This window comes from Mucilaginibacter sp. (assembly GCF_036383575.1).
Lineage (GTDB): Bacteria > Bacteroidota > Bacteroidia > Sphingobacteriales > Sphingobacteriaceae > Mucilaginibacter.
The window spans coordinates 1-21892 of the sequence record NZ_DASVOB010000724.1 but is presented as its reverse complement, the minus strand read 5'-3'; the positions used below and the strand labels follow the sequence as shown (position 1 = coordinate 21892).

The 21892-nt window shown below is 43.5% G+C and carries 18 protein-coding genes; 9 read left to right on the top strand and 9 right to left on the bottom strand.

Features of this window, described 5'->3' with window-relative positions:
• Window positions 1-33 precede the first annotated feature (33 nt).
• The 4 genes from VF500_RS26005 to VF500_RS25990 form a co-directional block, all read right to left on the bottom strand.
• Window positions 34-1128, bottom strand: a complete 1095-nt coding sequence (locus VF500_RS26005) for a phosphatidylinositol-specific phospholipase C1-like protein (RefSeq protein ID WP_330862454.1) — start codon at window positions 1126-1128, stop codon at window positions 34-36.
• Between the two features lie 75 nt (window positions 1129-1203).
• A complete protein-coding gene (locus VF500_RS26000; RefSeq protein ID WP_330862453.1) occupies window positions 1204-2820 on the bottom strand; it encodes a RagB/SusD family nutrient uptake outer membrane protein in 1617 nt (538 codons plus the stop codon).
• A gap of 20 nt (window positions 2821-2840) precedes the next feature.
• Window positions 2841-5834 carry a SusC/RagA family TonB-linked outer membrane protein gene (locus tag VF500_RS25995; protein WP_330862452.1) on the bottom strand — a complete coding sequence of 998 codons (2994 nt, stop codon included), beginning with the start codon at window positions 5832-5834 and terminating at the stop codon, window positions 2841-2843.
• Between the two features lie 355 nt (window positions 5835-6189).
• Window positions 6190-6804 (bottom strand): hypothetical protein, encoded by a 615-nt coding sequence (locus VF500_RS25990; protein WP_330862451.1) that lies wholly within the window; start codon window positions 6802-6804, stop codon window positions 6190-6192.
• A gap of 317 nt (window positions 6805-7121) precedes the next feature.
• On the opposite strand from VF500_RS25990, the gene VF500_RS25985 reads away from it, so the two are divergent.
• Both VF500_RS25985 and VF500_RS25980 read left to right on the top strand, forming a co-directional pair.
• Window positions 7122-8285, top strand: coding sequence for an MFS transporter (locus tag VF500_RS25985; RefSeq protein WP_330862450.1), 1164 nt, complete (start codon window positions 7122-7124; stop codon window positions 8283-8285).
• A gap of 92 nt (window positions 8286-8377) precedes the next feature.
• Complete coding sequence (locus VF500_RS25980; protein WP_330862449.1) at window positions 8378-9109, top strand: hypothetical protein; 732 nt, start codon at window positions 8378-8380, stop codon at window positions 9107-9109.
• A 78-nt stretch (window positions 9110-9187) separates the two neighbouring features.
• On the opposite strand, the gene VF500_RS25975 is transcribed toward VF500_RS25980, so the two are convergent.
• Together VF500_RS25975 and VF500_RS25970 are read right to left on the bottom strand one after the other, a co-directional pair.
• Entirely contained in the window at window positions 9188-10228 is a 1041-nt protein-coding gene (locus VF500_RS25975; RefSeq protein ID WP_330862448.1) for a DUF4097 family beta strand repeat-containing protein, read from the bottom strand.
• A 155-nt stretch (window positions 10229-10383) separates the two neighbouring features.
• On the bottom strand, window positions 10384-10869 hold the full coding sequence (locus VF500_RS25970) for a peptide deformylase (protein WP_330862447.1): 486 nt from the start codon (window positions 10867-10869) through the stop codon (window positions 10384-10386).
• Between the two features lie 192 nt (window positions 10870-11061).
• Here VF500_RS25970 and VF500_RS25965 point away from each other — a divergent pair, with 192 nt between their 5' ends.
• The 7 genes from VF500_RS25965 (at window position 11062) to VF500_RS25935 (ending at window position 15556) form a co-directional block, all read left to right on the top strand.
• Window positions 11062-11634, top strand: a complete 573-nt coding sequence (locus VF500_RS25965) for a Crp/Fnr family transcriptional regulator (RefSeq protein ID WP_330862446.1) — start codon at window positions 11062-11064, stop codon at window positions 11632-11634.
• Window positions 11635-11743: 109 nt separating this feature from the next.
• Window positions 11744-12277 carry a YceI family protein gene (locus VF500_RS25960; protein WP_121232917.1) on the top strand — a complete coding sequence of 178 codons (534 nt, stop codon included), beginning with the start codon at window positions 11744-11746 and terminating at the stop codon, window positions 12275-12277.
• Between the two features lie 29 nt (window positions 12278-12306).
• Window positions 12307-12525 (top strand): 4-oxalocrotonate tautomerase family protein, encoded by a 219-nt coding sequence (locus VF500_RS25955; RefSeq protein WP_330862445.1) that lies wholly within the window; start codon window positions 12307-12309, stop codon window positions 12523-12525.
• A gap of 4 nt (window positions 12526-12529) precedes the next feature.
• Window positions 12530-13261: an SDR family NAD(P)-dependent oxidoreductase gene (locus VF500_RS25950; RefSeq protein WP_330862444.1), complete on the top strand. Its 732-nt coding sequence runs from the start codon at window positions 12530-12532 to the stop codon at window positions 13259-13261.
• A gap of 81 nt (window positions 13262-13342) precedes the next feature.
• Window positions 13343-13723, top strand: a complete 381-nt coding sequence (locus tag VF500_RS25945; protein ID WP_330862443.1) for a nuclear transport factor 2 family protein — start codon at window positions 13343-13345, stop codon at window positions 13721-13723.
• Window positions 13724-13733: 10 nt separating this feature from the next.
• Window positions 13734-14810, top strand: a complete 1077-nt coding sequence (locus VF500_RS25940; protein ID WP_330862442.1) for a nitronate monooxygenase — start codon at window positions 13734-13736, stop codon at window positions 14808-14810.
• The gene (locus VF500_RS25935) at window positions 14807-15556 is read left to right on the top strand and encodes an MBL fold metallo-hydrolase (protein ID WP_330862441.1); all 750 of its coding nucleotides are present in this window, start codon (window positions 14807-14809) and stop codon (window positions 15554-15556) included. Before VF500_RS25940 ends, VF500_RS25935 begins: the two co-directional genes overlap by 4 nt.
• A gap of 7 nt (window positions 15557-15563) precedes the next feature.
• On the opposite strand, the gene VF500_RS25930 is transcribed toward VF500_RS25935, so the two are convergent.
• The 3 genes from VF500_RS25930 to ppsA all read right to left on the bottom strand — a co-directional run bounded on the left by VF500_RS25930 (window position 15564) and on the right by ppsA (window position 21560).
• Window positions 15564-16004: a cupin domain-containing protein gene (locus tag VF500_RS25930; RefSeq protein ID WP_330862440.1), complete on the bottom strand. Its 441-nt coding sequence runs from the start codon at window positions 16002-16004 to the stop codon at window positions 15564-15566.
• A 129-nt stretch (window positions 16005-16133) separates the two neighbouring features.
• Window positions 16134-18740 carry a gliding motility-associated C-terminal domain-containing protein gene (locus VF500_RS25925; protein ID WP_330862439.1) on the bottom strand — a complete coding sequence of 869 codons (2607 nt, stop codon included), beginning with the start codon at window positions 18738-18740 and terminating at the stop codon, window positions 16134-16136.
• 174 nt (window positions 18741-18914) lie between these two features.
• Window positions 18915-21560, bottom strand: coding sequence for a phosphoenolpyruvate synthase (gene ppsA / locus VF500_RS25920; protein ID WP_330862438.1), 2646 nt, complete (start codon window positions 21558-21560; stop codon window positions 18915-18917).
• Between the last annotated feature and the right edge of the window lie 332 nt (window positions 21561-21892).

Here is a 21892-nt window from a genome sequence, read left to right as displayed (position 1 = left end):
GGGCCGTTTTTGTTCATGTATAAATTATACAGTTTACTTACCTATCGAAGCCGAAACTGTTGTTTTAAACAGTGGGTCGGGTTTAAAATAATTGCCGCCTGCAAAACTGATCACATAATCAGATTTAAAGTGGGTGCTTTTTTTATAATAATCGGTACTGATGATCTGTGCGCCTGATTTTTGTGCTGCTATAAATGAGCTCATATCATTTGCACGGGCCTCTTCTGTATCCGAATCGGCACGGGTACGGATAATGTAACCTTTCTTAACCAGTTTTTGAATAGCTGCCAGGTCCTTTTTAGCATCGTTCATGATGTGGATGGCTGCTTCAGGTGTGCCGGGTTGTGCATCTGCAAATAATACACGGCCTTTCAGCGATGGATGTCCTGCAATATAAGCAGCCCTTTTTTCGCCTTTTTCATCAAGAATAAAGATGAACTTGCCTTTGGCTGCTTTAAGCGTTGGCCAGTTGTTATGCAATACTGCGGCTTCAAGGGTTTTGTAGGTACCGCGCACATCATCAGGTGTAATTAAATATTGTTTACCAAGGTTATCCAATATCGCCTTATCCAGATCGGCAAAAGTTTTAGCTGTAAATTTTTCAGGAACGGTAAATCCCGGTTTTTTTGATGGCTCATCCTTCGCGTTCATGGTAATGTAGATGGGATTATGATCGGGGTGTGCATCGCTCCATTTTTTAAGCTCCTGCAGGCAAAGCTTAAAGGTTGCACAGTTGCTGCGGTAATCAATATCCTCAATGTGGAAAACCTTAAAACCCGGTTCTTTCATTACGCCCTGGGTATCAAAAGCCGGTTGGCCCGGTACCCAATCCAATCCTTTCGGGTGAGCATATTTACCGCCTTTGGTATCGGCATAAACATCTATTTCCAAAGCGTTGAGGCCTAAGTTAAGCTGATCGGTAAGGCCGATATGCTCATAATCGATCTTGCTCATGCCAACAGAATCGCGCTTTTGCAAAAAGCGGAACAGTTTGGGATCAATGGCCTGTTTATAGCTGTTATGTGATCCTATCACCTGAAAATGGTTGATGGTTTGATTGTCGTTATCGTTCTTAAGCGTTGATACGGTAAGAACAATACCGGCAAGTAATCCGCCTATAAGTTTCATTGTTTAATTGGTTTTATTGTTTAACAAAAAAAAGCGCAAAAGATTGTTCTTTTGCGCCTTATAAAAATGGTTTTATTAATAACCCGGGTTTTGTTTCAGGTTAGGGTTGGTTTTCAATTCGGTAGATGGAATTGGATATAACCTGCGGGTTGGATCGGTGTTCATTTTCAGGTCATCCGTTTTGCCGCCAGCTACAGGCAACGGATATTCCTTTTCAAACAATCCATAACGGATCAGGTCATTACGGCGCCATGCTTCCCATGAAAGCTCACGTGCGCGCTCATCTAATAATCCATCAAGGTCGATTGATGTGGCAGCGTCTGCATGGGCACGGGTACGTAGCTTATTTACCAGGGTAAGCGGGGTTTGCGCATCGCCGTTTATCGTAGTTGGAGCAGCACCGCGTAATATGGCTTCGGCTTTCATCAGGTAAATATCAGCCAAACGGAATACCGGCACATCATTGCTATTTAAACGGGTAGCCTGGATGATATTAATATCCGGGTAATATTTGATAGAGCGTACACCTTCAGACTGTGAAGTAACCACATCGTTGCCCAAATCCATTGGTTTTAAACCGGTAAGGGTTAAGGTAGGGATAATGTTAATTTGCTTGGTAGCATTCGGGGCAGGGTAGTAAACCGGCTGATTGGTGAAACCGCCATTGCCATCAGGATAAAACTGCGGACCCGCCAACCATGTTTTGCTACGATCATCACCCGGAATATTAAAGCGGTTATAAAATTCAGGTGTGGTGCTCATGGCAATACTTAAGCCTACGTTAAAGCCATAAGCCTGAACCAGGTAATAAAAGAACCCGAAACGGGTGAACTGATTTCCCGGGATCTGCTGATCATAAGGAACCGCGAAAATGGTTTCGTTAACGCCCGGACCATTGGTTGGTAAAAATATGTCGCGGTATCTTGCATCCAGAAAATAGTTGGTATTGGTCTGCACGCTATCGCACATGGTAACAGTTTCCTGGTAGCGGTTGGTGCCTGTGTATACGCCAGAGTTCAGGTACATTTTTGCAAGTAATGCAAACACCATACCTTTTGTCGGGCGACCGTATTGGCCTACGTTTGTTGCCGCATTGCTGCTTTTTGCCGGTAATAAGGGCAGAACGGCTTTGAGTTCACTTTCAATAAAGTCATACACCTTAGCACGCGGCTGATTGGTTGGCTGTGTAGTTACCGGGAAATCGGTAATAATTGGCACGTTGCCATACAGGTCCATCATGAAATAAAGGTACAGGGCGCGCATGGCTCTAACTTCGGCAACAGATGATGCTTTTTTAGCTGCTGTTGATGACGAGGCGTTAATAACGCTGATGATCCGGTTACAAGTATTGATACCGCCGAAACCCCATTGCCATACGCCTATTACGTTAGGATGGTCAAAGGTCCAGCTATGGTAGTGTAATTGACGATACTGGCCGCCATCGTCAAAGTTTCCATCACGGGCCGGCAAAATGGCCTCATCTGTCGACATATCCTGCATACGCCAGTAAGGTACCGCGTAGCTTGATGACAGGTTAGCATAAATGGTGCCCAGCAATGCGGTATAATCCGCATCGGTAGTAGGGAAGTTTGATTGTACATATTGTGATTCAACCGGTACATTCAATTTTGTACATGAAGATGTGCTCATGATCACAGCAATTGCAGCACACATTATAAATATCTTTTTCATCTTTTGTCTTTCTGTGGTTTTTAGAATGATGCAGTCATACCTAAGCTGAACGTGCGTGTTTTTGGATAAAAGTCGCGGTTATCGATACCAGGGGTTAAGCCGCCGATATTAACTTCGGGATCAACACCACGGTATTTAGTGATGATGAAAATGTTATTGCCCGATGCATAGAAGCGAAGGCTTTTAATGGCCTGGATATGTGGTTTAATGGTATAACCCAAAGTGGCGTTATCCAAACGCAGGTACGAACCGCTTTCAAGGAAACGATCAGAAACCAGGTAAGCATTGATATCCTTAAATGATTCGCCTAAGGTAAATCTTGGGATGTTTTGCAGTTTTGCATCAGCCGGATTATTCAGTGAGGCAAGCGTGCCGTTCAGGATCTTGTTGCCGTATACACCGCGTACAAGGAAGTTAAGATCGAAGCCTTTGTAAAAGAAGCTGTTGCTCCAACCGTAAATAAGTTTAGGCTGGGCATCATATTTTATAAACTGATCGGTGGTAAGCGGCTGGGTTGCTACTACTGATCCGTCGGCTTTTTGAAAGGTACTTACACCGTTGGCGTTTTTGCCCATATAGTGCCAAAGATCAAAAGTTCCGAGGGCATAACCAGGCTGGATGATCTGGCTGAAATTACCTGATTGGCCTTTGCCGCCTAACTGGGCGGTTTGAATGTAAGGAAGGGCAAGGTTACCTTGTGATAAACTTTCCACCACGTTTTTATTGTGTGAAACGTTTAACGAAGTGCGCCAGGTAAAAGCCTGCGATTTTACAGGTATTGCATTAATTACAACCTCAATACCAGTGTTTTTCATTTTACCTACGTTAGCAGTTAAATACTGGTAAAAATATTGTGTGGTTGATACCTGGAGGGTAGTGATCAGATCGGATGTTTTTTTGATGTAATAATCAACCGAACCGGTAATACGGTTATTCAGGATCCCGAAATCCAAACCGATGTTAGTAGTAGCAGTACTTTCCCATTTAAGATCCGGGTTGGGGTTACGTACCGGGCCTATAGGGTTAACAATATTACCATTGCTTAAAAACTTACCACCACCGGGAGGAACACCATAGATTAACTGGGCGGTAAAGGCATCGAAGCCTAAACTATTACCTGATACACCATAGCCGGCCCTTAATTTCAGGTCGCTGATAACAGGAACCGATTTCATGAAATCTTCGTTGGTGATTTTCCAGCCTGCAGAAGCGGCAGGGAAGTAACCATGGCGATGATTAACACCGAATGCCGATGAACCATCTTCCCTGATAGACCCCTGTAACAGGTATTTATCTGAAAACTGGTATTGGGCACGGGCATAAAATGATATCTGGCGTAAGGTAGAGATATAATTAGGATTAAAAATGATTTGTGAAAGCTGGGTAGGGTTTGACAGTGCTAAAAAGTTATAAGTTAAAGCATCGTTTGAAAAACCCTGGGTTTGCACACCAAATCCGTCGTTGTTACGGTCTTGCTGATAGGAGTAACCACCCAATAATTTTAATGAGTGCTTACCAAAAACACGATCGTAATTAAAATAAGCTTCCAAAACGTTGCTGGTATTGGTATAAGCGCTACGTACAGCTACACCGCCGGCGTTAACATATATACCCGACTGGCTGGTAGAGTAGGTGTTGACGTTATTTTGCTCTTTTTGAGTTGACGCCGATACTGTGAATTTTAAACCGTTCAAGATGTCGACAGAGGCAAAACCGTTGATCAGGGTTTTGTTATTCTCTGTTTTAATAAAGTTGTTATTAATTAATGATAACGGGTTCAAAGGACCGCTACCTGTACGGGTGTAGTTTTCTTTGTAAGTGCCATCGGCATTAAAAGGGCCAACTGTTGGCAGGTAGAATAAAATACCCGGTAACACCTGGGCTTGGAAGATATCGTTGTTTTTGGTAACGCTGTTAGTAAGCGTGATGCCCAGTTTTAAACGGTCATTAAAAAAACGCTGGTTAATATAGCCTTTGTAAATAGTACGCTCAAGGCTTGTGTTTTTCAATATGCCATTGTTTTTCATATAGTTTACGCTTGCACCATATTCTGAATTAGTGCCTGCACCGCCGTATGAAAGATTATGGTTTTGAGAGTAGCCGGTCCTTTCGGCTAATTTTTGCCAGTTGGTATTTGAACCGTCGTCATCTGCCGTGCTTAATTTAGGTACGCCATTGTCGGTTAAATATTTACGCAGCTCGTCGCCGGTAAGTACGTCGATGTTTTTTGATACGTTTTCAACGGCACCATACGCGCTGTAAGTTAAACGGGTTTGTCCGGCTTTGGCCCTGCGCGTAGTAACAATGATTACACCGTTGGCAGCACGCGAACCATAAATAGCGGTTGACGAGGCATCTTTCAATACATCAATGCTTTCGATATCGGCAGGGGCCAAAAGGTCGATAGATGCTCCCGGTACGCCGTCAATTACATAAAAAGGCTGTATAGCTGCACCGTCGCGCAGGGTTGATGGTCCCCTTAAAACGGTAGCAGGTGGCTTGTTAGGGTCGCCGCTTTTGGTAATATTTAAGCCTGCAACCTTGCCCTGCAATAACTCGGCAGGGGTAGTAAGCACGCCCTGGTTAAACTCGTCGGCTTTTACCGAAGTAATGGCACCCGTTACGTCCTTGCGGCTGGCAGTACCGTAACCGATAACTACAACGTCTTTAAGTTGCTTAGTGTCGGTTACCATGGTTACGTTAACTACTTTTTTGTCGCCAACCGTAACTTCTTTCGGCAGTGAGCCTAAAAATGTGAACTTGATCACATCGTCGGGTCCGCTTACTACAACCTGGTAAATACCATTAGCTGTGGTTGAAGTAGCTTTGCCTGTGCTTTTAACTGTTACCACAACCCCTGGTAACGGTAAGTTGGTTTCGTCGGTAACGGTACCTTTAATGGTACGTTGCTGTGCGAAAGCCACTGATGAGGCCACGAACATCAGCACAAAAGCGCAAATCGTTTTACCCGATCTTTGCCATAGCCTAAAAATAGATCTGTAATGTTTTTCCATAATTTTAATCAATGATAAACCCCTTTTAATAGTTGCCCAAGTTGAGAATAGGAGGGCGATAAATTGCTGCAAAGCAACGGTTGTTTTATTATCAGGAAATAAATACAGGGTTAACTTATCTATTAATTAAGAAACATTACTCGTTTGATGGTTTCTTTTAATTGCTTGTTTTTTAGTGTGTTGGCTGTGTTGAACAACATAGTTACATTACCATGAGGTTAAGCTTTGATAAAATATTATGCCCGGCCTTAATTGGGCTTTTTGTGCTGGTGTGGTTTATACACTTAATTTATGAAAGGGCAGCGGGTAGGTACACGGTGGTGGGTGTGATGAATTAGGAAGAGATGTAAAATGCTTATCGGTAAGCCAGCGATATCATAGTATAATGTTCAGTGGTTTGGATAGTGAACATAAACTCGTTGTTTTGGAATATCTTGCTACCGGGTTTTGAATAAATTATGTCTCTAAAGTCATGGTTTTCAAGATAGTCCTGAAATGAATGATCATGCAATACAGGGCACATGTACAGGACTTGTTCCATCCGGATAGCGATGGCTGTTTTCCGTTTTTTGTTCTCCCACCTGTCTTTATCCTGGTTAAAGGCCCAGCCCCGGTTGATCTTATTGAGCTCAGTGGTGTAAAGGCCGGGGCCCGCTTTAATCAGCAGGATCATATCAGCAGCAGTTATTTCTCTTTCCGCTGTCTTTACCTTGTTTTGATGCCAGAAATATAAGCCCGTCAACATCATAGCAACAATCAATAAAGCGGGCCATAAATAATTTTTACGTTTATCAGGTTCAGTAAATTCAGGGTATTCGTCAGGAAACAGCTCGTGTTTAATTATGGCAAGGGTCCGTTTGGCTTCGGCACGGGCAACACCTTCAGCAATTAGTAAAGCCTCAATTTCATGATCGGTATTGCCATCGGTTATCATCCATTTTATCTGGTCGGTAATTTGCTGCTTTTCCATTAGGGCGAGGTATAGGTTTATTTTGAAATTCAAGATACATATTTTTTATAAAGACGAAACAGGTGCAGATTGAAAAACAACGAGTGAAAAATTTTCACACTAATTTTTACGTATTAATCGAATTACACGAATTTTGAATTAATTTAAGATTCGTGTAATTCGATTAATTGTGGAGAGATCGCAAAGCATTCGTGTAGAAATTTTTAGTAAAACAGATCAAATTATTTACCCGATAAAAGCAGCACTATTGTTCATAAAGTACAGTTTATAATTATTATTGCGCTTCTTTAATTTCAGCTTATCATTTGGCAAAACCAATGAAACGGATCCTTCCTGTAATCGTACTCTCCCAGTTTTTTTGTACTTCGTTGTGGTTTGCGGGTAATGCCGTTATGGGCGATATTGCCAAACAATTACAGCTTGAACCATCGTACCTTGCTTACTTAACGAGCGCCGTTCAACTGGGCTTTATCACCGGTACCCTGGTTTTTGCCATCCTTAGCATTGCCGACAGGTTTTCGCCGGTGCGAGTGTTTTTTACCTGCGCGCTTATTGCCGCTGTTATCAACGGGTTGGCATGTTTACCGGGAATAGACGCTACTGTGATATTGGTACTTAGATACACAACGGGATTTTTCCTGGCGGGGATTTACCCTGTGGGCATGAAAATAGCCTCCGATCATTATCCGCAGGGATTAGGAAAAGCGCTGGGCTTTTTGGTTGGGGCATTGGTTTTAGGAACATCATTCCCGCACCTGCTTAAAGTCCTGATGGCCGCGTTGCCCTGGCGCTATGTGATCTTGTCAACTTCAATACTGGCTGCTTTGGGTGGATGTGCCATGGTACTGCTTGTGACCGATGGCCCGGAAAGGAAGCCTGGACAAGCATTGAACCCGACCGCGTTTTTACAAAGTTTCGGTAACAGGCAATTCAGGGCTGCGGCCTTTGGTTATTTCGGGCACATGTGGGAGCTTTACGCTTTTTGGGCTTTTGTGCCCGTAATGTTAAGCGCTTACAATGCGCGGTTTACAACCGCTGCTTTAAATGTGCCGTTATTATCTTTCCTGATCATTGGGATAGGGGCATTGGCCTGTGTGGGCAGCGGTATTCTATCGAAGTATATCGGCGCAAAAAATGTGGCCACTATTGCCTTGTCAATTTCGTGTGCCTGTTGTTTGGTATCGCCATTATTTTTGTTTGCCGGTTCGGCTTGGGTGATGACCGGGTTTTTGTTGGTGTGGAGTATTGCTGTTATTGCCGATTCGCCACTATTTTCAACATTGGTTGCACAAAATGCTGATCAGCAATCAAAGGGCACCGCGCTTACGATCGTAAACTGTATAGGTTTTGCTGTTACCATTATCAGCATCCAGTTGATCACAGCTTTGCGTACAACCGAAAATGCAAGATATGTTTATATGATACTGGCAATTGGGCCGGTACTGGGTTTGCTGGCGTTGTTAAAAAATAGTAATAGCTAACCGACATTATTATGCCAATGTTATTAAATAATATTGGCGTAGGGTATTTGTAGATAATTGGTAGCTTTATGATTATTTATAAACCTTATAACATGAAAAAAAAGTACACCTTCTTAGTATTTCTTTTATTTATTGGAATTTCAATTTGTAAAGCGCAGCAGTATAATTATCAACCGGGTTATGCGATATTAAGTGATGGTACGCGTATAAGCGGCATGATCAGGATATTTGATGATGAGCCCTGGTATAACCAACGTTTTATCAGGATAAAAGATTCTGCAGCATTCGTAAAAGACCCGAATGTAAAGGCTAAACTGGTAAAAGTAGATGAACTTAAATATTACGAGGTAGCGGGTCGGAAATATGATAAAGTACACTATGTAGATTTGGAAAACCTTCAGTTGAAAAGCCTTGGGACTAACGATCATATGATGGAAAGGCTGTCTACCGGGCGTATCAATGCACATCGTTTTTACCAATATCCGCCGGATACCGAAGGTTATATCGGCACTGAAGAGGATTTCAAGAAAAAGATAGAACAGGAAAAGGCAGATCTTAGAAGAGGATATAAGATACTGACCCAAAAGGATAATGAAAGCAAGTTGCAAAATGCCTTTGATTATGACCTGCAAAAATATTTCGAAGATACGCCCGAAGTATTGGAAAAATATAAAAGCGGAGGTTATGGGAACCAGCCGATAGTTAAGCGTGGTTTTGCCGGCAGGATGATAGCTATGGCTAAAAAGAACGCATTTAAACAGGAAGAAGCTGATGGTATAGTAGCTGCATTTAATGATTACAATTCAAAAAACGTTGCTAAATAAATATTACCAATGCATAAAACAAACAAGCCCTGGTGCATTGCCAGGGCTTGTTTGTTTTATGCGTTTCAAGTTATGAAATTACCTGAATTTAATATTAACACTGCCACCGGAAGCCTCGGCTTTAACCGGGATGCCGCCGCCGTTGTATTTGCCATTTACACGTTCTTTTTCCCATTGTCCGTTGAATTTAGCAACAGATGATGGATATACGCCTTCGCCTCGCAGGTCGAGGTCATAACCCTGGTTTTGCGGAAGTTCGATATCTACATTACCAGCGCTTGATTCCAGTTTAAGATATTTGCCAACTTTTAGCATTTGGGCATATAAGCCACCACCGCTGGTTTGGGCACTAACACTTGCCTGCATACGTTTAAGGCTAATGCTGCCGCCGGATGTGCTGGTGATCAGCTCGCCGCTGATGTTATTGCCGTCAACGCCGCCTCCGCTGGTTTCGGCATTGATAGTGCCTTTAAGGTTTTCTAAAGTGATGCCGCCGCCGCTTGTTTCAAGCCTGATCTTGCCGTTACAATTTTTAGCTTCGATACCGCCGCCGCTGGTTTCCAGCGAGATATCATCGCCAGAATTGGAAACGTGGATCCCGCCGCCCGAGGTGTTGCCACGGATGGTGCCATAAAGCCTGTCAATTTGCAAACCACCACCGCTGGTGCTGAATTTTTCGTTACCTTTTAAGTTATCCAAACCAATACCGCCGCCGCTGGTTTCCAGGTCGGTTGAGCACTGTTGAGGCACATAAATACGGAAAGAGATGCTCAGCGAGCTTCTCCAGTTAAAAAAACTTTGGCGTTTGCTTTTGGCAATCGCTTTAACTTCATGCCCGCTAACGGAGATATCGAGGGTATAATCCTTATCAAGACGCTTTTTGATCTCTTCTTTTGAAAGGTCATTGCTGTTGTTGCCTTTAATATAAACTTCAACACGCGGCGCCTGTCCCGGCTGTCCGCTAACTACAATACCGCCGGCCGATGTACGTACAACAGCACTGGTAATGGCATCATTGGCTAATGATTTGGTAAGGTATAGTGAACGGCTATCGCCATCCTGGGCTGCCGCCACAGCAGTTTGCCCGGCAAGCAGAAGTAGTAAAATATAATTTTTCATAAAAGGGGTTTTAATGTGATACAGCTATGACCCTCCTTTACCCCTATACGTTACAGGTGTTTTAATATTTATTATTTAAGCCGAAAGCCAAATGCTAAAAGCCCAAAGCTAAAATTGATTGTCAGTTACAGAAAGGCCTTAATTTAGGGGATTTATTATGGCCTCCATTTAAACGACATGCTGTCGATGGCCCGCATGGTACATAGAATCCCGTTTAAATGATCATGCTCATGTTGCATCAGTTCGGATAGGGCATCGGTCATTACCCACTGTTGTTGCTCCCAGTTTTCGTCCAGATAATTTACCGTGATGGTTTTATGCCTTTTAACCTTTACCAGCAGGTTCGGAAAGCTCATGCAATCGTCCCAAAGTTCAAAAAGTTCGTCGCTGGCGTCCTGTATTTCGGGGTTAATGAAAATTACGGGCTTATCAATATTCATATAAACAAGGCGCTTCATAATACCCAGCTGAGGGGCAGCTATAGCCCGGCCGAAGTTGTATTTCTGCCTGATCTCCTGCATCACGTTGTGCATGTCCTCAATCCAGCCGCTGACAAGCGGCAACTCGCTTTGTAGTACCGGTGGGCAAACCTGGTAAAGGCGCTCATCGCCAAGCAGCAAAATATCGCTTAGTTTTTTCATGTTATAGTAAAAGTAAATTTTTTATGCACGGAAGAGTAGCAACAGCATATAATTGAGCTAATTTTGCACTAACCAATTACGCCCGTTATTGCTCAAAGGGCGAAACTAAAATAAACGGAAGCCGTATAAACGAGAAAGTTAAACATTAGCTTCCCTATCAAAATAAAGTTTTTGTAGTTATTTTATTTTATCATGCAGCCAAAAGAGATTTTAAAAGAACACGTAAGCAAAACCATTACATTAACCGACGAACAGTTCGATTATTTCTTTTCGCATTTTACTTACAAAAAGTTCAAAAAAGGGCAAACTATAATAGGGGAGGGCGATAAAGTAGACTGTGAGTATTTTGTGCTTTCGGGCTATCTGAAATCGTTTTTTATCAATGATGACTTGAAAATGTTCATCCTGCAGTTTGCCATGCCTACTTGGTGGGCTTCGGATTACAACGCGCTTTACAGCGGCGACCGTGCTACCGTTAACGTTGATTGCATTACCGATGCCGAAGTACTTTGCCTTACCAGCCAGGACCGCGAAAAACTTTGCAATGAAATTCACGAGGGCGAGCATTTCTTTCGCTGGCGTACCAACAAAGGCTATGTGGCCACTCAAAAAAGGCTTTTATCCTTCATGAATAACGACGCCAAACATCGCTATGAAGAGTTGCTTGCGCAGTACCCGACATTGTATAATATAGTTCCAAAACAGCTGATAGCCTCCTATTTGGGTGTTTCAAGAGAAACGCTGAGCCGTTTGTACCATTCCTGAAATGTGATGTAGGTCACATAAATAAAGCGGTGTTTCGATTGTGATGTACATCACACGGTTTCCCGGCGGTTAGTACGCAACTTTGTATTGTCATTAAAGACATAACAAAATGGAAACTCAAAAATTTGAAATCATCAGCGCAAAAAGTAATATCGACTGGATTGGCCGTAAAGTTACTGGCGCACATAACGGCACCATCGCTGTAAAAGAAGGTTCTTTAACTTTTGCAGATGGACAGTTAACAGGCGGTCAATTTGATATTGACACAACTTCTATTAAAATCCTTGACGTAACTGATCCGGCTACCAATGCCCAGTTTGCAGGTCACCTTGCTTCCGACGACTTCTTTAATTCAGAAAATTATCCTGAAGCTCAATTCGTAACTACATCAGTAAACAAAGGAAGCAATGACACTTACCGTATCAATGGCGATCTTACTATAAAAGGGATCACCCATCCTGTTGGTTTTGATGCACAAGTTACTGCTGCTGCTGATACTGTAAGCGCAACCGGTAAAATTGTGGTCGACCGTACCAAATACGGCATGAGGTTTCGCTCAGGTAATTTCTTCAAAGATCTTGGCGATACGCTGATCTACAATGATTTTGATCTGGATGTAAATATCACTGCAAAAGCTGTTTAATTAACAGCTTTTGCTTAAAAAACAAAACCATGCCATACATAAAAATTGAACTGACCCGCGAAGGTGTTACCCGCGAGCAGAAACAAACCCTGATAAAGGGTGTAACCGATTTAATTACCAGTATCCTGAATAAAGATCCTCATTTAACCCATGTGGTGATCAGTGAAGTTGAGTTGGATGATTGGGGCTATGCAGGCGAACAGGTATCAGTATTAAGAGAAAAAGGCATCACTGCCGATAAGAAATAAAACAATGAAAAAGCAAACAGTGATCGTTACCGGGGCATCATCCGGTATCGGTAAAGAAATAGCCCGTCATTTTTTAGAAATGGGCGATAACGTAGTAATTAATTCAACAACTGCTGATAAACTGGAAGCAGTTTACCAGGAGCTTGGTGCCGGTGAAAACCTGGCCATGGTTGCCGGTAGTGTAAGCGATAAGGAAACCGGCAAAAAGCTGGCCCAAACCGCTATTGAAAAATTTGGCAGCGTGGATGTGTTGGTAAACAACGCCGGGATCTTTGAAACCAAACCATTCCTTGAGGTTGATGAGGCATACCTTGACCGTTTTTTAGATACCAACCTAAAAGGCACTTACTTTACCACCCAGGCCGTAATCCCTCAAATGATCAAACAACACGATGGCGTGGTGATCAATATAGGCACACCGTTGGTTAACCATGCGCTTAGCGGGGTTCCTATTACAGCGCAAATGGCCTCAAAAGGTGCCGTACATGCGCTTACCATACAGCTGGCCGGTGAGTTTGGCAAAGATAACATCAGGGTAAACACGATTGCGCCAGGTACCATCCGCACACCAATGCACGGCGACAATGCCGATCAAACTGCAGGTTTGCACTTGCTAAACCGTGTTGGTGAAGTTGAAGACATTGCACAAATGGCTTACTCCGTTGCCAAAAGCAATTTTATTACCGGCGCCATTATCAATGTTGACGGTGGCACTGCTGCCGGTCGCAACCTATAATTAAGATTTTTCCTTCTTATAATTAACAGCATTAATGCCCTGCCGGCGGGCGGGGCTTTAATGTTTAAAATCAGAAACAAAATGGAAACTAACGATCAAAGCAAAGCAGCCATTGAACAGGCGCTTGAAAATTACTACTTCAAAGGGATTTATGAAGGTGATTTGGATTTGTTAAACCAAGTAATGAATACCGGTACCCTGCTTTTTGGTGACGTAAAAGGGCAGCCCTACGCAAAAACGCTGGACAATTATCTGGATGGTGTAAAAAACAGGGTAAGTCCGAAGGATTCGGGCAAACCTTTTGAAGGGAAGGTTATTTTTGTTAAGGCGGTGAACTCAATTGCAGTTGCCGAAGTAACGGTTAAGATGTACGATTTTAATTACTACGAGTTTTTATCATTCCATAACATTGATGGTAAATGGCTCATTGTAAATAAAATGATCAGCGATACAAGCAAATAATACTAAAATCATGTGGTATAACACAAAAGCATCGGAAATACTGGGCATTGATTATCCCATTTTACAAGGGCCTTTTGGCGGCAATTTATCGTCGGTTGAATTGGTGGCTGCTGTTTCAAACGCGGGCGGACTGGGCGGTTACGGGGCTTACACCCTTAGCGGCCAGGAAATTGCAGCGGTAGATAAACAGATCAAAGCGGCAACCAATAAGCCTTATAATATCAATTTGTGGGTGTCCGAAACGGATGCGCTAAACGGCGAAGCTACCGACGGACAGTATGAGCATGCAACGCAACTGTTTAAACCTTATTTTGATGAAGTCGGGATCCCTTTGCCGCCTAAACCGGCACCATTTAAATTGAGATTTGAAAACCAGTTGCAGGCCATCCTTGACCTACGCCCGAAGGTGTTCAGCTTTATGTTTGGTACATTGCCTGCCGACGTATTGGAGCAATGCCGTAGGTTGGGCATGGTTACCGTTGGTGCAGCTACCACATTGGATGAAGCTATCGCATTGGAGGCAAGCGGTGTAGATATGATCATTGCATCGGGTTTTGAGGCCGGTGGCCATAGGCCATCATTCCTTGCCCCGGCAGAGGCATCAACTACCGGCACTTTTGTGCTATTACAGTTGATAAAAGATAAGGTTAAGATTCCCGTTATTGCAGCCGGAGGTATTGCCAACGGCAGGGGAGTAGCGGCAGCCTTAACGCTGGGAGCAGATGCGGCGCAAATCGGTACTGCTTTTTTGGCTTGTGACGAATCGGGCGCGTTGCCCATCCACAGGCAAATGCTTTTTTCTGATGCGGCAAAATATACTACACTATCCCGCGCGTTTACCGGCAGGCTTGGCCGGGGAATTACCAGCAGAATTGCTAAGGACCTGGTTGGAAAAGAAGCCGGTTTTTTACCTTTTCCCTTGCAAACAACGTTTATGGGCCCATTAAGGAAAGCTGCGCTTGAACAGCAAAAATGGGATATGATCTTATTTTGGGGCGGGCAGATAGCGCCGATATTAAAACATACCAGGGCTGCTGAGTTGATGCAGTCGATAATTGAAGACACCACTAAAATGATGAACCCATGAAAAACGAAGTTAATGTAACCTACCTGGGCGGACCAACCATCATCCTGGAGATCGGCGGCTTAAGGCTCATGACCGACCCAACGCTTGACCCGGCCGGTGAGCAATTCATGATCAATGATAAGCCCGCCTACCACAAAACTGAAGGCCCTGCTATTACCGAGATCGGTAAAATTGATGTGGTTTTGCTAAGTCACGACCAGCACGGAGATAATCTTGACCACGCAGGCCGTGAATTGCTTAAACATGTTCACAAAACATTAACGACAAAAATAGGGGCCGAAAGATTAGGCGGTAATGCCATTGGTTTGGCACCATGGGAAAGTATAACGTTAAACGAAGAGGTAGTTATAACCGGTACGCCTGCAAGGCATGGTCCAGCAGGCAGCGAAAAACTTACCGGCGATGTAACAGGCTTTATAGTAACAGCAGCCGGGATCCAGATTTATATTACTGGTGATACCGTGTTTTATGATGGTGTAAAAGAGGTTGCAGAAAAATTTAAGCCTCAATATGTATTCATATTTGCCGGGGCGGCCAAGCCACGCGGCCCCTTCAATGTAACAATGGGCACCAATGATGCTATTGATACGGCATCTGCTTTTCCTGATGCTACAATTATTCCGGTGCATTTTGAGGGCTGGTCGCATTATACCGAAACAGGGGAGATGCTGCAGCAATCGTTTAATGCACTTGGCATTGGCCCGCAGCTTAAGATTCTTGCTCCTGGTGTAAAAACAATATTGTAAACGATTGTTAATTTGGCTTAACAGGCTCAAGTCCGTGAGTTTTCATAATGGCCAGCACTTTTTGCATATCTGGCGGACCGCCGGCATTAATTACTGTGGCAATCTCTCGGAAATAGGCCGGCCCAATAGATGCCGGTGAAAGTGTACACAATGCCTTTGCCGTTTTATCATGCAGGTTGTTAAAGCCATGTATGGTTCCTCTTTTTATAAAACAATGATCGCCGGGTTGTAGCTCCCGTGTTTCTGTGCCAATCAATTGCGTAAGCGTCCCTTCTAATATATAAAGTGTTTCATCTACCTCAACATGAAAGTGAGGTGCGGGTACTTTTGCTCCGGGCGGAACAACAAGCTCAAATTGTACCAGTCCGCCGTCGGTATCATCGCCATCGAGCAAAAAATTGATCTCAAGACTGCCGAAGCTAATGCGTTCTTTAAAGTGAGGAAACATGTGCGTTGGGTTTATGGTTGGTGTAGTATTAAAAGTATGTAATTTGAGATATAAATACAAAGAAGAGTTATTGACAGCTGCCTTTAACTCAATATATAAATTGCTAAATATCCAATTGTTGGGGTGTTGTTAGTAAATGATACTAACCCAACCGCTCAAAATCTGCGTGCCTGCTTTGGCATTAATTATATAATAATACGTGCCGGTAGGGAGTTTATTACCCTTGTAAGTGCCGCCCCATGGTTCGGAGTAACCGCGGCTGTTGAATACTATGTTGCCGTAACGGTTATAAACTTTTACTGTTGCGCTGGCGTCAAGGCCCTCAATAATCCAGGCATCGTTTGCTCCATCGGCGTTAGGTGTAAACGTATTAGCCATTCTTATATCTGTACAGTGGCTGGTGATATTTATAGTTTGAGTAGCTGTACAGTCGTTTTGGTCAGTTACTGTAAGCTCAACTTTTCCAAGTGAAGAGGCCGTAAATGTGTCTCCGCCGACTTGCCCGTTCCATAAATATTTTACGAAACCCGCGGGTGCATTTAAGATGATCTGTTGTTGGGCAAAGGGGCATAAAGTAGCATCCTGCATGTTTAAAACGGGATTGCTGAAGAACTGTACGTTTATCGTCCTGCTATCGGTACAGCCGGAAGCCGATGTGACCACAGCGGTATAATCGCCGGAACTTTTTACGCTGATGCTGCTATTTGTTTCGCCCGTAGACCATTTTATGGCGCCTTCGGAAACGGTTGCCTGAAGATCTACCGTTTGGCCGCTGCAAAGCGTGGTTTTTATAATTTTTTCTAACACGATAGCTGGGAGTGCGTTAAACAAAAGGGGCAGCGCCGCGGATGCTTTTGTGCAGTCTATTTTGTTGCTGGCAATAGTTACCTGGTAATTACCGGCCATTTCAGTGATTAAACTTGTTTGATTGGTATAGCTGTTTAATTGTACCCCATCACGAAACCAATTGATGGTATAAGAGGCATCTGGCTGAACATTAACCGAAATCGTAGCCTGCTCGCCTATACAATAGGAGGGCTTGTTTCCTTGTAACGCAGGCGTGGGTAAGCTGATAAATTCGGCTTTAATTTCTTTTGAAGAGACCCAAACCCCCGAGCAGGCGCTAACTTCTACTTTGTAACTGCCATTTTCATTTACCGTTATACTATTTGTTGTATTGCCGTTCAATATGCCATCGGTATACCAGCGATATTGATAATTAGGATTGTCATCAACTTTAAATGTTGTGCTGCTGCCGCTGCAATAATAGTTTACGTCAGGGTAATTAAGCGTTACGGCGGGACTTGTAATGACCGTTACTTTGAGTTCATTCGTATTAAGATGAAGATTTTCGCAAGGATCATATACTACGGCACTATAGTTACCTGCGGAGGTTATAATAAGTTTATTGCTGCTTTGGCCCGGTAATTCATTGCCATCTTTGTACCATTGTATGGTATGGCCACTGTAAACTGTAGTGTTAACAGAAGCCGTCACGTTGCTGCCCGAACAGATTTGCATTTCTGAAATTGATGCATCCTGGCCGTCAAATTGTACAGCATTTATTGATTGCGCGGTAAGGTATTTGCCATAATCAGGCTTAAGAAGATAAAGGCCGTCGTGTGCTGCCACCCACACGCCGTCATCACAAACGGGTTCTTCTTTTGATACGGTATTTACACATATATCATTAATAACAGTGTTGTCCAGGGGCGCAAAATGAAACAGCGTTACCTGTTTTAATCCTGGCAATTGCGGATCATAGCGCTGATAAATGGAATTGCTAAAGTAAAAACCTTTATCAGTTCCAATCAACATAGTTTGTTTAATAAGTCGCCCATCTCCAAACCACCAACCACTGCCAAAGGCTGTAAGCCCAAACATAGTTGTTATTTTATTCACATTAATACCATCGAGGTAATGTCCATAATCGCGGTTTATGAAATAGCTTTTATCTCCGTTGAACTGAAACATGCCATTGCGGGTGCCCCAAAAAATAGCTGAAAAACTAACACGCATATCATAATCATACATTGAGGCCCATGCTTCATATGCAGTATTCACATTATGACCAATAACATCACTTTCGGCTGCATAATGCACAAATACTGCTGATTCTCCGGATGAAATAACAGGTACATACTTTCTTCCGTCCCAGTCAGGATAAATATAAGAAGCCGAACTGTCTTTGTAAGACAGATCACGATAGGTAGCCTCGTAAACTTGACTGGCAGCGTTTTGTTGTTCGTTTACAGTTACTTTTTCATTGAGCATGTCATAAGTATAAAACCCGTGGTCTGATCCGATAAGCAATGTGTGCGCGTCGAAAAAATACTGGTGGGCTTTGGATATCCCAACCGAGTTTACTGTACCACTAATGCCATCTGTAGCACCTATTACTTTAATAGGGCCCTTTTTATATTCAATGATGTTGGCCGATTTTGTGGCGATAAAAACTGTATCCTTGCTACGGCCAGCTATGTCAATAAATTTCAGGTTGTTATAGGCAGAAAACTGGCCGGTATAATCATCAACAGCCAGCGTAATACTGTTAATGCGATAAACCTCGTTGCCTTGTGCAAGCACCCATAGGTACGGGTCGTTAAAATCGCGCTTAACTTTTAAAATGTTTTTACCGGGCAGCAGATGAGAGTTTAAATGAAATTCAACATCCTGGGCATAACACCGGAGACCAGTAAGTATAAAAACTAAAAGAAGTAACCGTTTTAGTAGCATGATAAGGGCAGCTCTAAAGTAGTATATAAACTGCACGGCTGCAAATGAAAGATGCCCTTACGAAAACAAGTTTAAAAATGGATGTTATGAATAGGGGAGCTAAGAATGACAAATATTTAAGTAGGATTTAAAACTTACATTAACAATCTTTTAAACAACGTCTAAAAAAACAATCTACAGTAGTTCCACATATCCCTCTGTTCCGCTCACCCTGATTTGCTGCCCGTCTTTAATCAGGGTTACTGCGTTCTCCACCCCAACAACTGCCGGTAACCCATATTCACGTGCAATAACGGCTCCGTGGGTCATCAGTCCGCCTACTTCTGTGATCAGGCCTTTTATGGATATAAACAATGGTGTCCAGCTGGGGTCGGTAAATGTGGTGACCAATATATCTCCTTCGTCCAGGTCGGCATCTTCCATATTCAGGATCACACGTGCCCGCCCCTCTATAATTCCGGCAGAAACAGGGAGGCCTATGATAGCGCCGGCCGGGAGGTTTTCCCGTTTATATTTACCTGCGATAATTTCCCCATCGGATGTGATAACACGCGGCGGATTTAGTTTTTCGTTTAATTTATGCTCTTCTTTTCGGTCGCCAATGATCCGGTGATCCAGTTTGCCGCTACGTACCACTTCGCGGAGCTCATCAAAATAGAGATAATAGGTATCCTCTTTTTCACGGATCAGTCCCAACTCTACAAGCTGTTCTGCTTCGTGCAGTAAAGCCTGCTTATAAACGAAACTGCGGCTAACTATGCCATATTTAGGATATTCGCGGTAACCGGCAAAATTCCGGATCAGACTGATCTTTTGTTTGGTTTCTTTGGCTTTTTGCTCACCATCCGGTAATTGTATTAGCCTGCCCAGCAATTCCTGTTCTTTTTTTAAAGCTTCCTGTAATCCCCTTTCAAATTTTCGGGCACTTTCACCGGGCTCAAAGTTTTTGATATTATTGAGGATCATGGGAACCAGCACAATAGGCTTTTCGCTCCAACGTGCCTTAGTAATATCTATCTCTCCCGCACAGCGCATGCCGTATTTGTTAAGGTAGGCACTGATTGCATTCCGAGTTTCCTTTCCGCCATTCAACTTTGTTAGCCCATCCAGAAAGTTATCATCTTTTGTGTGTTGCAAGTAATCAATCACTTGAGGGTAAGGGCGGATCACATCCGCAACATCCAAAAGTTCCAGGCCCATTTCGGAAGTGATGTTGTTTGGTACGGATTGCGCAAGCGCATCTGCAGGATTTTTTTCACCAAGCCATTCCTGCATTTTTTCATTGATCCATGATGAAGCGTTCATAGCCGCCATTATCACAGCGATGCTTTGTGGGGTAAATAAGTTTTTTCTTAAATTCTGCTGGTCTTCCAGGATAAAATCAAATAGTTCAGTCCCCGACTTGATTTGGATGCTTTGCTTTAATGTTTCTATAGATGTTTGGCTCCGCTCAATCAGGTCTGCAGCAATTTTTGGATCATTTTCGATTGGGGCCGGAGCAGCCCAGGGCGGTAAGGTTTTATTGCTTTTAGCGGGATCCTGCTCTTCCTTTGCTGCCAGTTTTATGAAATCCTCACGCTCAATAATAGTTGTTAATGCGTCTTTGATAAGCGGATCATGTTGCGACATGCCATTTAGCAAAGCTGCCCTGCCGGCAGAAGAGGTAAGGCTATCCATAACGTCAACAAATAACCGTCCGCCAGCTTTAAACATGGGCCGGGCAGCGGTTAACTGCCATAAGGATAACCCTAATGGTTTCATGGCATCGGTCATCATTTGCTGATGACCGACAGAGATATAAACATGATTTTCCCGGTCGTTGGCCTCAGGAACAGGATATAAAGTGGTAATAGGCCTGCTCTGAACAATGTAAAATATATCATCAGCCAAACACCATTCAATATCCTGCGGGCTACCGAAATGGGCTTCAATCTTTCTGCCAATGAGTTCAAGCTGTAAGATCTGTTCATCTGTGAGCACCTGGCCGGTCTGTTGCGCCGGCTCAATTTCCTGTTCTTGCGTGCCGCCATCTTTTAAAGCATGAATAGCCAGTTTTTTGATGGAGATCTTTGTATCGATGATCATGCCGTTAGATACTTTATAATTATCAGCATTCACCAGGCCGGAAACCATCGCCTCCCCAAGCCCGAAGCCGGCGTCAATAGATACGGTTTTTCTATTACCGGTAACAGGATCGGCAGTAAACAAAATTCCTGCTGCCTGCGGAAAAACCATCTTCTGAACAATTACCGAGAGGTAAACTTTGCGGTGGTCGAAACCGTTTTGAAGGCGATAGATCACCGCCCTGTCGGTAAACAGCGAGGCCCAACACCTGCTGATATGCTTCAGGACCGCATCTTTCCCGATCATGTTCAGATAGGTATCCTGCTGGCCTGCAAAGGATGCTGTAGGAAGGTCTTCCGCGGTAGCGCTGGAGCGAATGGCGAAGGCTTCTTCCTGGCCAAATTGTGCGAGATGATCTGCAATGTCATCCGCTATATCATTAGAAATGGACAGGTTTTCGATGACCCTGCGGATTTTTGCACATACATCGCCGATGTTTTTCCGATCTTCTGCCTTAAGCGTTGTTAATTCATCCAGCAGGCTATTAAGCTCCAGGTTATTTTGGGTTGTTCTTTTATAAGCTTCGGTGGTTACGCAAAAGCCCTCCGGCACCAGGGTCCCTTTGATCCCGGATAGTTCGCCGAGGTTTGCGCCCTTGCCTCCCGCAAGCATAAGCTTTGACCTATCGAGATCCTGAAAACCGAGTACATAAGTGTGTGCTTCTATTATTGTATTGGGCTTGTTTTCCGCGGTCATGCTGATGGTTTTTTGAGATTTATAACCAAAAATATAAGGTAAAATGGATCAAAATAATCTTTATCAAGTATGTTTTTTTGAGCGCAATAATGACAGAAACAAGGCGTTCTTCTTACAAACAGCGGGGGCAGGGAGAAGGGTTTTGTTATCGTCCCATCAGGGTCTCTCGCAGATTTAAGTTAACCCACAAAATTGCTTGTCGTTTAAACAGCAAGTCGTCGTGTTTTGCCCCTCTGGGGCAAAGGATATTCTATAACTATACGAGCTACAAACCTTTTGCACCTCTGGTGCACCTGTCCTTGGGCAATTAATACATGTTTATTAAATTGTAA